Genomic DNA, 13221 nt, shown 5'->3' on the forward strand with positions numbered 1-13221 from the left:
TAAAATTATCTTAATAAATTATTTTAAATACAAACAATGATTGTAATAATCTATAATCGCTTTGCCTTCCAATAATATATCTGCGCCGATAATTCCGTGTACAGGTTTCGCTTTATACTGCAACAGTGCCTGATTGACATGGGTCATGTCAAAAATAATCAGGTGAAATTCAGTTGCGTTCCATCGGCCAATTTTTAGTGCATTGTTCTTTGCCAATTGGGTAAACATCCCTGTTGCACCGGCTCCTGAAGCTTTTGTTTTGGATTTTCCTGCTTTTAATCCGAACTTTTCGATACCTTCAAATCCCACACAACTGTTGCTAGCACCGGTATCTAAGATAAAATTTCCCGAAACGCCATTAACCGTAGCTTTGATCAGCAAATGCTGGGTTTTGGAAACCTTAAAGTTGATTTTCTTATATTTTTCTTTTTTGAGTAAATCCTGAAGATGTTTCATAAATGCAAAATGATGTCAAATGTAATTCAAAAAAGAATAGCAAACTTTGACCCGAGGCTTGCCGAACGGATTTTTTTTATAAACTTTACCACTTTAAAAACAGTATGATTTTAACCGATACGCACACACATCTTTATTCCGAAGAATTTGATCAGGACAGAACCGAAATGATTCAGCGTGCCATTGATGCCGGAGTTTCGCGCTTCTTTGTCCCATCGATAGATTCGGGATACACTCAAAAAATGTACGATTTACAAGCGCAGTTTCCGGAAAATATTTTTCTGATGATGGGATTGCATCCATGCTATGTAAAACCGGAAACCTATCAGCAGGAACTAGCTCACGTGGAGTCCGAACTAGCCAAGAAGAAATTCTATGCCATCGGTGAAATTGGCGTCGATATGTTTTGGGACAAAACCACTTTGAAGATTCAGCAGAAAGCTTTTCAGCACCAAATACAGTTGGCTAAAAAATATAAGCTTGGAATCAACATCCATTGTCGAGAGGCTTTTGATGAGGTTTTTGAAGTATTAGATAACGAGAAATCAGAGGACTTGTTCGGGATTTTTCATTGCTTTGCGGGCGATTTAGATCAGGCCAAAAGAGCCATCAATTTAAACATGAAGCTCGGAATAGGTGGCGTGGCTACTTTTAAAAACGGAAAGATAGATCAGTTTCTAAACGAAATTGATTTAAAAAATATTGTACTCGAAACCGATGCTCCTTATTTGGCTCCAGCGCCTTTTCGGGGCAAACGAAATGAAAGCAGTTATACTAAATTAGTAGCAGAAAAACTGGCGCAAATTTATCAAGTACCCGTTGAAGAAATTGCCCAAATCACCACAGAAAACGCCAAGAATGTTTTTGGGATTTAATGTTTTAATCACCTTTCATTGAGTTTTTTTTTGTTCTTTTGTGTTTCAAAAAGGGAAGCCAAGATGCAGCAATTTGATAAAATCCGTCCGTATTATGATGCCGAAGTAAATGAAGCCATTCAGGCAGCAGTCAATCATCCAATGATGAAGGCATTAATGGGTTTTACATTTCCGGATGTTGCCGAAGAAGTTTGGAAAGAGCAACTCAAAAGAACGCACTCCATCCGCGACTTTCAATGCAATTTCATCTACAAATCGGTTCAAAAAGTCCTTGAAAAAAGCTCAGAAGGATTGACAACTTCGGGTTTTGAAAAACTGCAGCCTAACACGTCTTATCTTTTTATTTCCAATCACAGAGACATTATTTTGGATACGTCATTGCTGAATGTTTCGCTGTTCGACCACGGATTAGTAATGACTGCCTCAGCTATTGGGGACAATCTGGTTAAAAAATCTTTTTTGAAAACCTTGTCTAAACTCAACCGAAATTTCCTCGTGCAACGAGGTTTGCCTCCAAGGGAATTGTTGGAAAGTTCCAAATTGATGTCGGAATACATAGGACAATTATTGCTTCGAGAAAACCGTTCGGTTTGGATTGCACAACGCGAAGGAAGAACCAAAGATGGCAATGACGCGACACATTCAGGCGTTCTGAAAATGCTCGCTATGGGTGCCACAGATAAAAATTTAATGGCCTATTTTAAGAAGATACAAATCGTTCCGGTTTCTATTTCATATGAATACGACCCAACGGATGCCCTAAAAATGCCACAGTTGATTGCTGAAGCCAACGACGAAATTTACATCAAAGAAAAAAATGAAGATTTCATTACTCTATTAAGCGGCATCATCGGTCAAAAGAAACGCATACACATTAGTGTTGGAGATGTTTTAAGCACCGAATTAGATACCATTGCTCAGGAGTTTGACAACAATAACAAGCAAATTCAGGCTTTGGCTCTGGCTATCGATGATTCCATTTTACAAAGCTATAAGTTGTGGCCCACGAATTATATCGCCTATGATTTATTGCATAAATCCAATACCTACAGTCATTTGTACACCGACAATGAAAAGTCATTGTTTGAAAGAAGATTGGAGATGCGAATAGACGAAAATAATCCGCAAATGCTGGAAAGTTTTCTGGCGATGTATGCCAATCCGGTAGTAAACAAATCGAAATATCAGAATGCAGTCTAAACCCAACATACTTTTAATTTATACCGGAGGAACGATTGGTATGATTAAAGATTTTGAAACGGGAGTTTTGAAAGCCTTCAACTTTAAAAAATTGTTGCAAAAAATTCCGGAACTTCAACTTTTAGATTGCAACATCGAAACGATTTCGTTTAAAAAGCCAATTGATTCTTCCAATATCAATCCAGAAAAGTGGATCGAAATTGCCGAAATCATTGAAGAACGATACGCTGATTTTGACGGATTTGTGGTGCTTCATGGTTCTGATACGATGTCGTATTCAGCCTCAGCTTTGAGTTTTATGCTCGAAAACCTTAACAAGCCAGTGGTGTTTACGGGTTCTCAATTGCCTATAGGAGATTTACGCACTGACGCTAAGGAAAATCTCATCACAGCCATCCAAATTGCATCGTTAGTACAAAAAGGGAAATCAGTAATTCACGAAGTCTGTCTGTATTTTGAATACAAATTATACCGTGGTAACCGAACCACTAAAATAAATGCCGAACATTTTAATGCTTTTGCATCACCTAATTACGTCCATTTAGCAGAGTCCGGAGTACATCTTAATGTGAATTCAAATATGATTCTACAAAGAATATCCACTAAAAAGTTACTGGTTCATAAACAGTTAGACAATAATGTAGTCGTCGTAAAAATGTTTCCCGGAATCAATGAATCGGTATTGTCAGCTATTATCGCCATTCCTAATTTGAAAGGAATTATTTTGGAAACCTATGGTTCCGGAAATGCACCAACCGATGATTGGTTTGTCTCACTTCTGAAAAAAGCGATAAAAAGTGGTTTGCATGTTGTCAATGTAACGCAATGTTCCGGGGGAAGTGTTAATATGGGGCAGTATGAAACCAGCTCACAACTCAAGAAAATCGGAGTAATTTCTGGAAAAGACATCACAACTGAAGCCGCGGTAACCAAGCTCATGTACTTGTTAGGACAAAATGTAGCACCCTCAGTTTTCAAGACCATTTTTGAAACCGCCTTGAGAGGAGAAATGCAGTAATAATTTGTCGAAGTAACTTTTTTTACTGAAAAAATTTGTTGTTCTTTGCACCACCATTAGAGAGGTGTCCGAGTGGTTGAAGGAGCAAGCCTGGAAAGTTTGTATATGGGTAACTGTATCGTGGGTTCGAATCCCATCCTCTCTGCAAAAAAAGAATCAGCTTCCAATGGAAGCTCTTTTTATTTTCAAAGCTTGGCACGTTTTATTTGTTGAAGCTTTGAAAATTAAAAAATGAAAAGAGGTATAGTATCTGCATTTTCTTTGACAGCATCCCTTTTCGTGATCACAGCAGGTAATCCAATGGTACTACTAGTTTTGTTTATTCCATTGAAAAGTGTACTTTCGCTTAAAGGATTTACGTTTCTTTTTAACACTTGCAGTATGCGATTTTATCTATTCATCATAACATTTTTTATCACATTGGGCATTTTTGCGCAGGAGCAGGAAATCGATTTTGATGCTGTGGATTCTTTGTATCGGGAAGACCAATTTTATCTGAACATTACCTATAATGCACTGCAAAAACGTCCGGACGGAATTGCTCAAAACAAACTTTCTCCCGGTTTTGCGTTTGGGTTTTTAAGGGATATGCCCATCAACAAGAAACGAACCTTTGCCATTGCTGCTGGTTTGGGCTATTCTCTAGGTATTTACAATCAGAATTTAGGAATACGAGATGCTGGCGGAACGAATTCCTATCAAGTATTGGATTCCGAAGTTTCCTTTTCTAAAAACAAACTTTCATTACATTACATCGACTTGCCGATAGAGTTCCGATGGCGCGATTCTACTCCCGAAAGCCATGTTTTTTGGAGAGTGTATACCGGAGTCAAATTGAGTTATCTCTTATACGACCAATATAAATCAGTGGCATCGATAGGCGACTTTAAGCAAACGGGCAACAAAGATTTTAATCAGTTTCATTACGGAATATACGTAGCAGTGGGTTGGAACACCTGGAATTTCTACGCGTATTATGGACTCAATCCGTTGTTAAAGTCTTCAGCACAAATTGATAATAAAGCGATTGATATGAACACCACCAATTTTGGTCTGATGTTCTATATTCTATAGCCAAAAGTAAAGTAAAACGGCTTGTGGTATGGCTCCACATAAAAACCCAATCAACAATTCCTTGTTAGAATGTGCCTGCATCACCAAGCGCGATGAGGCTACAAAACCATTCATAATCACAAAAAAAGCAACCGTATTGATGGTATTGATTTCATTAGCGATACTCAAACCAATGATAAAAACGGTAAGCGAACTGATGCCTATCATATGAATGCTGGCTTTGAATTTAAAAAACAAAAGCAAAAATGCCAATAAAGTGCTGATAATCCCACCAACAAAGAAGAAATAAAGACTTGTAAAGCGTTCGTAAGTGATGCCTTTTTCTATTAAAACTACAAAAAGCATGAGCTGTAATAGTAACGGAATTTTACGTTGAGAAATCTCCGAAAGCATGACGCTATCTACTTTCCCAACGGTTCGGAGCAAAAAAAAGAAAACTACCGGTAACAACACCGTTATGATGATAATCTGTAAAAATAGAATGAGGCATTGTGGTAAGGTGAAATGCCGATTGTCTAGCAGCACATAAAAAATAGTCCCTAAAAGCGGAATGAATAAAGGATGGAAAAAATATGAAAAAAAAGGAAGTATTTTTTTCAAGCTAGCTTTTGTTTATTAATTATAAGACGTCTTAAAATCCTTAGTCCCGAATCTGATACTTTAAATCTTCTTCCTCATTCGTGCCACAGGAATATCAAGCAAATCACGATATTTTGCGATGGTTCTTCTCGCAATGGGATACCCTTTTTCTTTTAAAAGCTCTGCCAACTGGTCGTCGGGCAACGGTTTGCTTTTGTCTTCTTCCTCAATGATGTTTTTGAGGATTTTTTTGATTTCTAAAGTAGAAACATCTTCGCCTTGATCGTTTTTCATCGATTCTGAGAAGAATTCCTTGATTAGTTTTGTACCATAAGGCGTATCTACATATTTGCTGTTAGCCACACGGGAAACCGTAGAAATATCCAAGCCAACCATATCGGCAACATCTTTCAAAATCATTGGTTTTAGTTTGGTTTCTTCACCGTCTAGGAAATATTCGCGCTGAAAATGCATGATAGCATTCATCGTAACATACAGCGTTTCCTGGCGTTGTCGAATGGCATCAATAAACCATTTGGCAGAATCCAGTTTTTGTTTGATAAACTGCACGGCATCTTTTTGCTGATTCGATTTATCTCTGGAATCCTTATAGGTTTGCAACATCTCCTGATAATCTTTGGAAACATGGAGCGTTGGCGCATTTCTTCCGTTCAACGTAAGTTCCAATTCACCATCTACAATTCTAATGGCAAAATCGGGAACAATTTGTTCTACAATCCGATTGTTGCTGTCATAAGCACCTCCGGGTTTTGGGTTCAGTCTTTCGATTTCCTCAATCGCTTTCTTGAGTTGTTCTTTTGAAATTTCGTAGTGTAATAACAGTTTTTCGTAATGCTTTTTGGTAAAGGCATCAAATTCATTCTGAATGATATTAATCGCCAAATCAACCGATTCTGAGGGTGTTTTGTGTCGGAGCTGCAACAACAAGCATTCATGCAGATTTCGAGCACCAACGCCTACCGGATCCAAATCGTGAATGATATGCAGCATTTTTTCTACGGTTTTTTCATCTGTATAAATGCCTTGTGTAAAGGCCATATCATCTACAATATCCTGAATATCGCGACGCAAATAACCGTCATCATCAATACTTCCGACTAAAAATTCTGCGATTTCGCGCTCTTCATCTGTCAAAAGAAAGGTGTTCAACTGATTGATTAAATCTTGATGGAAGCTGGTTGCTGCGGCAAACGGAATTTCACGATCTTCATCGTCATCACTGTAGTTGTTGGACTGTAGCTTATAATCGGGAGTTTCGTCGTTGCTTAAATATTCATCAATGTTGATTTCACCTGCCTCAATGTTTTCACTTCCTTCGTAATCATCATATTCGTCATTATTGTCAAACTCGTCCTTTTCGTAAAGCTCTTCTTCTTCTTTACCACTTTCCAAAGCCGGATTTTCTACCAATTCTTCCTTGAGACGTTGTTCAAAAGCCTGCGTAGGCAGTTGTATCAACTTCATCAACTGGATTTGCTGAGGTGATAGTTTTTGCGATAATTTTAGATTTAGGAACTGCTTTAACATTTTTTGAGTTTATAAAGTTTATGATGTTTATGAGGTTTATATAAACGTTTTAACCCTCATAACCTTAATAAACATTTTTTTAAAATTCTGCGTTTTGTGGCGTTCTTGGAAACGGAATTACATCACGAATATTGGTCATTCCGGTTACGAATAATACCAAACGTTCAAATCCTAAACCAAAACCGGAATGCACAGCCGAACCGAATCTGCGCGTATCCAAGTACCACCATAATTCTTCTTCGTCGATGCCAAGTGCCTTCATTTTTTCGACCAAAACATCGTAACGTTCCTCACGTTGTGAGCCACCAACGATTTCACCAATTCCAGGAAATAAGATATCCATCGCACGAACTGTTTTTCCGTCTTCGTTCAATCGCATGTAAAACGCTTTGATGTTAGCCGGATAATCAAACAAAATCACCGGACATTTAAAGTGTTTTTCCACCAAATAACGCTCGTGCTCGCTTTGTAAATCTGCGCCCCATTCGTTGATTATGTATTGGAATTTTTTCTTTTTATTTGGAGTAGAATCTCTTAAAATGTCAACAGCTTCCGTGTATGAAACACGTTTGAAGTTATTTTCTAACACGAAGTTTAATTTCTCTAACAGTGCCATTTCGCTGCGTTCAGCTTGTGGTTTTGATTTTTCTTCTTCTAATAAACGGCCTTCCAGAAACTTTAAATCGTCCTGACATTTATCCATCGTATATTTAATGACGTATTGTATAAAATCTTCCGCCAAATCCATGTTGTCATTCAAATCATTGAACGCTACTTCAGGCTCAATCATCCAGAATTCCGCCAAGTGACGTGAGGTATTTGAATTCTCTGCTCTAAAGGTTGGTCCAAAAGTATAAATCTGTCCCAAAGCCATCGCAAAGGTTTCCCCTTCCAATTGACCCGAAACGGTTAAATTAGTATGTTTTCCGAAGAAATCTTTTTTGTAATCGATGTTGCCTTCTTCGTTTTTTGGCAAATTATCTAAGGGTAATGAAGTCACCTGAAACATTTCTCCGGCACCTTCCGCATCAGCACCTGTAATTACAGGCGTATTTACGTATACAAATCCTTTTTCCTGAAAATAGGTATGAACCGCATGCGCCAAAACAGAACGCACTCGCATAATCGCTCCAAACGCATTGGTTCGAACACGTAAATGAGCATTTTCTCTAAGGAATTCCAAGGAGTGTTTCTTGGGTTGCATTGGAAATTTCTCCGCATCAGAGTCTCCTAAAATTTCTAATGTAGAAACTTGGATTTCATATTTCTGTCCGGCACCTTGACTTTCCACCAAAGCTCCGGTCACTGAAATGGCTGCTCCGGTAGTAATTCTTTTTAAGGTTTCCTCAGGCGTGTTTTCAAAATCGACTACACACTGAATATTGTTAATGGTCGAACCATCGTTCAATGCAATAAATTGATTGTTTCTAAAAGTTCTTACCCAACCTTTTGCATTTACTTCTGAAATCGTTGTTTCACTGCTTAGTAAGCTTTTAACTTTGGTATGTTTCATTTTAATATGAGATTTTAAATTTCAGATATCAAATATTTAAAATCTAAAATTTGATATTTAATATCATGAGTTGCAAATATAATTTATTTATTGTTTTTTTCTAACTCGTCTATTTCTTCATCAGTGCGCTCCAAAATATCGATGGTGGGTTCCGGTAATTCCTGTTGGTTTGCCAGCGTTTTGTTTAATGTTAAAACCAACGAAGGCAATAAAACTAAATTGGATAACATTCCGAAACACAAGGTCAGGGCAACCAATCCTCCTAGTGCTACCGTTCCGCCAAAACTAGACAGCATAAATACCGAAAATCCAAAGAACAACACAATGGAAGTGTAAAACATACTGATGCCCGCATCTTCAAAAGTGGCAAACACTGATTTTTTGATCCTCCAATCATTCCGTGAAAGTTCTAATCGGTATTGTGCTAAGAATCGTAGTGTATCATCAACCGACATTCCGAAGGCAATTCCGAAGACCAACAACGTGGAAGGTTTTAGTGGAATTCCCAAAAACCCCATCAATCCTGCTGTCATCAGTAACGGTAATAAATTTGGAATAATCGAAACCAAAACCATTTTGAATGAACGGAACATAATGGCCACCAAACCTCCCGTTAGAAAAAATGCAAAAAGTAATGACGAAAGCAGATTGTCCAGCAAATATTTGGTCCCTTTTTGAAAGACCGATGGTTTTCCGGTAATAATTACTTCATATCTTGGCGATGGGAAGAGTTTATCGGCTTTGTTTCGGATATGCGATTCTATGGCTTCCATGCGCTCTCCATTTTCATCTTTAATAAAAGTGGTGATTCTGACCACACTTCCATCCGCAGAAATATAGCTTTTAAGCTGATTGTCTTTCGAATTTTTTAGAGAATTCTTGATATACGGAATCAGCGCAAACTCTTCATTGGGCGAGGGCAACGTATAAAAATCGGGATTGCCGTTATAATAAGCTTGGTTGAAACTTTTGGCAATATTTACGATCGATAACGGTTTGGAAAGCTCTGGAATATCCGTTATGGTGTGTTCCAATTCTTCCATTCTTCTGAGGTTGGATAGTTTCATGGCACCATTTTTCCGTTTGGTATCAATCATAATTTCCAAAGGCATGACTCCGTCAAATTCTTTTTCGAAGAAACGGATGTCTTTATAAAAACCAGTGTTTTTGGGCATATCTTCTATAATACTTCCCGAAACCTTAATTTTTCCGATGCCGATAATTCCGAAAACCAATAAACAAATTGCCGTGATGTATACGCCCAAACGATTGTATTTAACCGTATTGACAATCCATGCTAAAAATTTTGTCAGCGATTCGCGTTCCAAATGGCCCAAATGTCTCGGAATTGGAGAAGGAATATAACTGAAGAAAATCGGAATCAATAACAAACTCAATAAATAGATGGCCAAAATATTGATGGTGGTTACCACGCCAAACTCTCTTAACAAAACATTATTGGTAGCAATAAACGTTGCAAAGCCAACAGCTGTAGTGATATTGGTCATCAGTGTTGCTGTTCCGGTTTTGGTAATTACGCGTTGTAAGGCTTTGGCTTTATTGGAATGTTTGTGGTATTCCTGATGGTATTTGTTGATAAAGAAAATACAATTGGGTATTCCGATTACAATGACTAAAGTGGGAACTAAAGCGGTCAGTACGGTAATTTCATAGCCCAAAGCGCCCATAATTCCGAACGACCACATAACCCCAATAATCACCACAATCAGCGAAATCATTGTGGCACGGAACGAGCGGAAAAAGTAAAAGAAAATTAAGGACGTAATCAACAAAGCAGCACCAATAAACAAACCAATTTCGTCAATAATCGTTTTGGCATTTAGGGTTCGGATATAAGGCATTCCCGAAGTATGTACTTCCACTCCGGAAGTCTTCTGAAATTTTTCTATGGCCGGAATTAAATCGTTCAGAACGTACTCTTTTCTGGCTTTCGTATTGACGATTTTTTTATCTAAATAAATGGCAGAACGTATGGCGCCTGTTTTTTTATTAAATAACAATCCTTCGTAAAACGGAAGTTTGGTAAATAATTCGGTTTGAATTTGTTTCAGATAACGCTCGTCTTGAATCTTGCTTTCATTCACCAACGGTTTCAGTTCAAAGGTTTCAAGCGAATCGTTTTTAGTCAGTTTTTGAAGGTTATCAACAGAAACGACCAGACTAACCTCTTTGTGTGACTTGATTTCCTGCATCAAAGCACTCCAGGCTTTGTAGACTTTTGGGGTAAAAAGCTTTTTGTCTTTGGTGGCAATTACAATAAGATTTCCTTCTTCGCCAAAATGATTTAGAAACTTTTGATAATCGACATTGACTTTATCGTCGGCTGGAATTAGATTGGCTTCGGTTTGGGTAAATCGGATGTTTTTCCATTGTAAGGCTAGTACAATTGTAATCAAAACAATACCTGCTAAAATGACAATTCTACTTCTCAGGATAATTCGGGCAATTATTTCCCAAAAACCAATACCTAACAACTTTTTCATAAAACCTTAAATGGGTTGCAAAGGTAATCAAAACCCTAAAAAATTTGGGTTCAATACAGCAAAGTTTTCTTTAATTTAATCAGGATTTAGGATTACGCTTTAAATAATCATTAATAGCCTTAAAAAAATAAAAAAAATAGACAGTTTTTTGCCATATTTGTACACAGAACTACACACTATTGGATGAGAAATTTAAAAAACACATTATTCTATTTGACCATTACTGGAGGCTTTACCTGGTTGATGTATTGGATAGTGGAACAAGGAAAATTATTAGAAGTTGGCCGAAAAATTGTTTCTCCTTCTTCAACCGACAGTCAGTGGGTTCAGTTTTTATCTTCGCTGTTTCATAATGTAAAACATCCTTTGGCGTTGCTGCTTTTTCAAATTATTACCATTGTTTTAGTAGCTAGAATTTTTGGGTGGATTTTCAGAAAGATAGGCCAGCCCTCGGTTATCGGTGAAATTATAGCCGGAATTGCTCTTGGACCATCGCTGTTTGGGTTATATTTTCCCGATATGAAAGAAGCTTTATTTCCTGTTGCTTCTTTAGGAAATCTTCAAATGTTAAGTCAAGTAGGCTTAATCCTTTTCATGTTTGTTATCGGAATGGAGTTAGACCTAAAAGTCCTCAAAAATAAGGCTAATGATGCCGTTGTAATCAGTCATGCCAGTATTGTTATTCCGTTTGCCCTTGGAATCGGATTGTCGTATTATATCTATCATCAGTTTGCTCCGCCTGGAGTCGAGTTTTTGTCTTTTGGGTTGTTTATGGGAATTGCGATGAGTATTACCGCTTTTCCGGTCTTGGCGCGGATTGTTCAGGAAAGAGGGATTCACAAAACCCGTTTAGGAACTATTGTGATCACTTGTGCCGCCGCCGACGATATTACCGCTTGGTGCTTACTTGCTGTCGTTATTGCTATCGTAAAAGCCGGAAGTTTTGTGAGCTCTTTATATGTCATAGGATTGGCTTTAGTATATGTTTTAGCGATGTTGTTTATAGTCAAACCATTTTTAAAACGTGTGGGAGACTTATACGCCAAAAAAGACAACCTTAAAAAATCGGTGGTAGCTATTTTTCTACTGACTTTGATGGTTTCGGCCTATTTGTCTGAAGTTATCGGAATTCATGCTTTATTTGGCGCCTTCCTGATGGGAGCTATAATGCCTGATATTGCTAGGTTTAGAAATATTTTTATCGAAAAAGTAGAAGATCTTTCGGTGATTTTACTACTGCCTTTATTCTTTGTATTTACAGGATTACGAACAGAAATTGGTCTGATTGATGAGCCGTATTTATGGAAAATCACGGGATATATTATCTTGGTTGCCGTTGTCGGGAAATTCTTCGGAAGCGCTTTGGCTGCCCGTTTTGTGGGTCAAAATTGGCGCGATAGTTTTACTATTGGTGCTTTGATGAACACCCGAGGATTAATGGAATTAGTCGTATTAAATATTGGATACGAATTGGGAGTCCTTTCGCCAAAAGTGTTTACGATGATGGTTATCATGGCGCTGGTTACTACTTTCATGACCGGACCGGCCTTGGATATCATCAATTTTATTTTTAAAACAAAAGACGCTATCATTCCACCGGAAGTCAAAAAGATTTCTGATTATAACATCTTGATTTCGTTCGGAAATAACGAAAAAGGGAAATCATTATTGCGTTTGGCCAACAGCCTGATCCGAAAACAACCCGAATCGTCTAATGTCACAGCCATGCACTTGACCATAAGCGATGAAATGCACGCGTACAATCTGGAAGAATACGAAAAGGAAACCTTTGAACCCATCAATAGAGAATCCAAAAAAATAAATCAAAAAATTACGACCATTTTTAAAGCAACAGGTGACATTGAAAGTGATATTGCTGATATTGCTCACGAAGGGAAATATGATTTGGTTTTAGTAGGTTTGGGGAAATCTATTTTTGAAGGTACGATTTTGGGTAAAGTGCTCGGATTTACTTCCCGAATCATCAATCCAGATCGTTTATTAGACAAGTTTAAAGGGAAAGAAGGCTTGTTTGAAAATTCTCCTTTTGATGACAGAACGCGTTTAATCATCTCTAAAACGAAAACGCCACTCGGAATTTTAATTGATAAAGAACTACAAAATATCGACAAAGTTTTTCTTGGAATCTTTAGTGCCGGGGATGTTTTTCTGGTAGATTACGCCCAAAAACTGATTTACAACAATGACGCTCATATCACGATTCTTGACAATAACAAGCACACCAAAAATAATTTTATTGTGGAGAAATCTTTATTGGCTTTGGAGCAGAACTATAAGGATAATGTGGAGGTTTTTCAACCGGATCAGGTTAATAAACCATTTCTCTTAGAGCAGGATTTGGTCATCTTTAGTTTAGAAACCTGGAAAAAATTAATCGATGATGAGGTGGCATGGCTTACCGATATTCCTTCAGTTTTGATTATCAAGCCTTAA

At 37.6% G+C, this 13221-nt stretch carries 10 protein-coding genes and 1 tRNA gene; 6 read left to right on the forward strand and 5 right to left on the reverse strand.

The window, feature by feature from the left end; translation table 11 throughout:
* Positions 1-18 precede the first annotated feature (18 nt).
* Positions 19-456 (reverse strand): retropepsin-like aspartic protease, encoded by a 438-nt coding sequence (locus ACULEU_RS01245; RefSeq protein WP_445453646.1) that lies wholly within the window; start codon positions 454-456, stop codon positions 19-21.
* Between the two features lie 104 nt (positions 457-560).
* On the opposite strand from ACULEU_RS01245, the gene ACULEU_RS01250 reads away from it, so the two are divergent.
* From ACULEU_RS01250 to ACULEU_RS01270, 5 genes are all read left to right on the forward strand, one after another.
* Positions 561-1331, forward strand: a complete 771-nt coding sequence (locus ACULEU_RS01250; protein WP_445453647.1) for a TatD family hydrolase — start codon at positions 561-563, stop codon at positions 1329-1331.
* Positions 1332-1394: 63 nt separating this feature from the next.
* Positions 1395-2531 carry a 1-acyl-sn-glycerol-3-phosphate acyltransferase gene (locus tag ACULEU_RS01255; protein ID WP_445453648.1) on the forward strand — a complete coding sequence of 379 codons (1137 nt, stop codon included), beginning with the start codon at positions 1395-1397 and terminating at the stop codon, positions 2529-2531.
* A complete protein-coding gene (locus ACULEU_RS01260) occupies positions 2521-3549 on the forward strand; it encodes an asparaginase (RefSeq protein WP_445453649.1) in 1029 nt (342 codons plus the stop codon). The genes ACULEU_RS01255 and ACULEU_RS01260 overlap by 11 nt, the downstream gene beginning before the upstream one ends.
* 58 nt (positions 3550-3607) lie before the next feature.
* Positions 3608-3694: transfer RNA gene (locus tag ACULEU_RS01265), tRNA-Ser, on the forward strand.
* Between the two features lie 86 nt (positions 3695-3780).
* On the forward strand, positions 3781-4623 hold the full coding sequence (locus tag ACULEU_RS01270; RefSeq protein WP_445453650.1) for a porin family protein: 843 nt from the start codon (positions 3781-3783) through the stop codon (positions 4621-4623).
* Here the strand turns inward: ACULEU_RS01270 and ACULEU_RS01275 are convergent.
* The 4 genes from ACULEU_RS01275 to ACULEU_RS01290 form a co-directional block, all read right to left on the reverse strand.
* A complete protein-coding gene (locus ACULEU_RS01275) occupies positions 4618-5223 on the reverse strand; it encodes a hypothetical protein (protein WP_445453651.1) in 606 nt (201 codons plus the stop codon). The two genes, ACULEU_RS01270 and ACULEU_RS01275, sit on opposite strands and share 6 nt — an antisense overlap.
* 60 nt (positions 5224-5283) lie before the next feature.
* A complete protein-coding gene (rpoN, locus tag ACULEU_RS01280; protein WP_445453652.1) occupies positions 5284-6750 on the reverse strand; it encodes an RNA polymerase factor sigma-54 in 1467 nt (488 codons plus the stop codon).
* 79 nt (positions 6751-6829) lie between these two features.
* A complete protein-coding gene (asnS, locus tag ACULEU_RS01285) occupies positions 6830-8263 on the reverse strand; it encodes an asparagine--tRNA ligase (protein ID WP_445453653.1) in 1434 nt (477 codons plus the stop codon).
* Between the two features lie 83 nt (positions 8264-8346).
* The gene (locus tag ACULEU_RS01290; RefSeq protein WP_445453654.1) at positions 8347-10767 is read right to left on the reverse strand and encodes an efflux RND transporter permease subunit; all 2421 of its coding nucleotides are present in this window, start codon (positions 10765-10767) and stop codon (positions 8347-8349) included.
* Between the two features lie 183 nt (positions 10768-10950).
* On the opposite strand from ACULEU_RS01290, the gene ACULEU_RS01295 reads away from it, so the two are divergent.
* Positions 10951-13221 (forward strand): cation:proton antiporter domain-containing protein, encoded by a 2271-nt coding sequence (locus tag ACULEU_RS01295; RefSeq protein WP_445453655.1) that lies wholly within the window; start codon positions 10951-10953, stop codon positions 13219-13221.

It is taken from the genome of Flavobacterium sp. 25HG05S-40 (genome assembly GCF_052654735.1).

Excerpts from the sequence above, each read along its gene's own strand:
- ACULEU_RS01260 (WP_445453649.1), top strand. The coding sequence starts at position 2,521 with ATGCAGTCTAAACCCAACATACTTTTAATTTATACCGGAGGAACGATT.
- ACULEU_RS01295 (WP_445453655.1), top strand. The coding sequence starts at position 10,951 with ATGAGAAATTTAAAAAACACATTATTCTATTTGACCATTACTGGAGGC.
- ACULEU_RS01250 (WP_445453647.1), top strand. The coding sequence starts at position 561 with ATGATTTTAACCGATACGCACACACATCTTTATTCCGAAGAATTTGAT.
- ACULEU_RS01245 (WP_445453646.1), bottom strand. The coding sequence starts at position 456 with ATGAAACATCTTCAGGATTTACTCAAAAAAGAAAAATATAAGAAAATC.
- rpoN (WP_445453652.1), bottom strand. The coding sequence starts at position 6,750 with ATGTTAAAGCAGTTCCTAAATCTAAAATTATCGCAAAAACTATCACCT.
- asnS (WP_445453653.1), bottom strand. The coding sequence starts at position 8,263 with ATGAAACATACCAAAGTTAAAAGCTTACTAAGCAGTGAAACAACGATT.
- ACULEU_RS01290 (WP_445453654.1), bottom strand. The coding sequence starts at position 10,767 with ATGAAAAAGTTGTTAGGTATTGGTTTTTGGGAAATAATTGCCCGAATT.
- ACULEU_RS01270 (WP_445453650.1), top strand. The coding sequence starts at position 3,781 with ATGAAAAGAGGTATAGTATCTGCATTTTCTTTGACAGCATCCCTTTTC.
- ACULEU_RS01255 (WP_445453648.1), top strand. The coding sequence starts at position 1,395 with ATGCAGCAATTTGATAAAATCCGTCCGTATTATGATGCCGAAGTAAAT.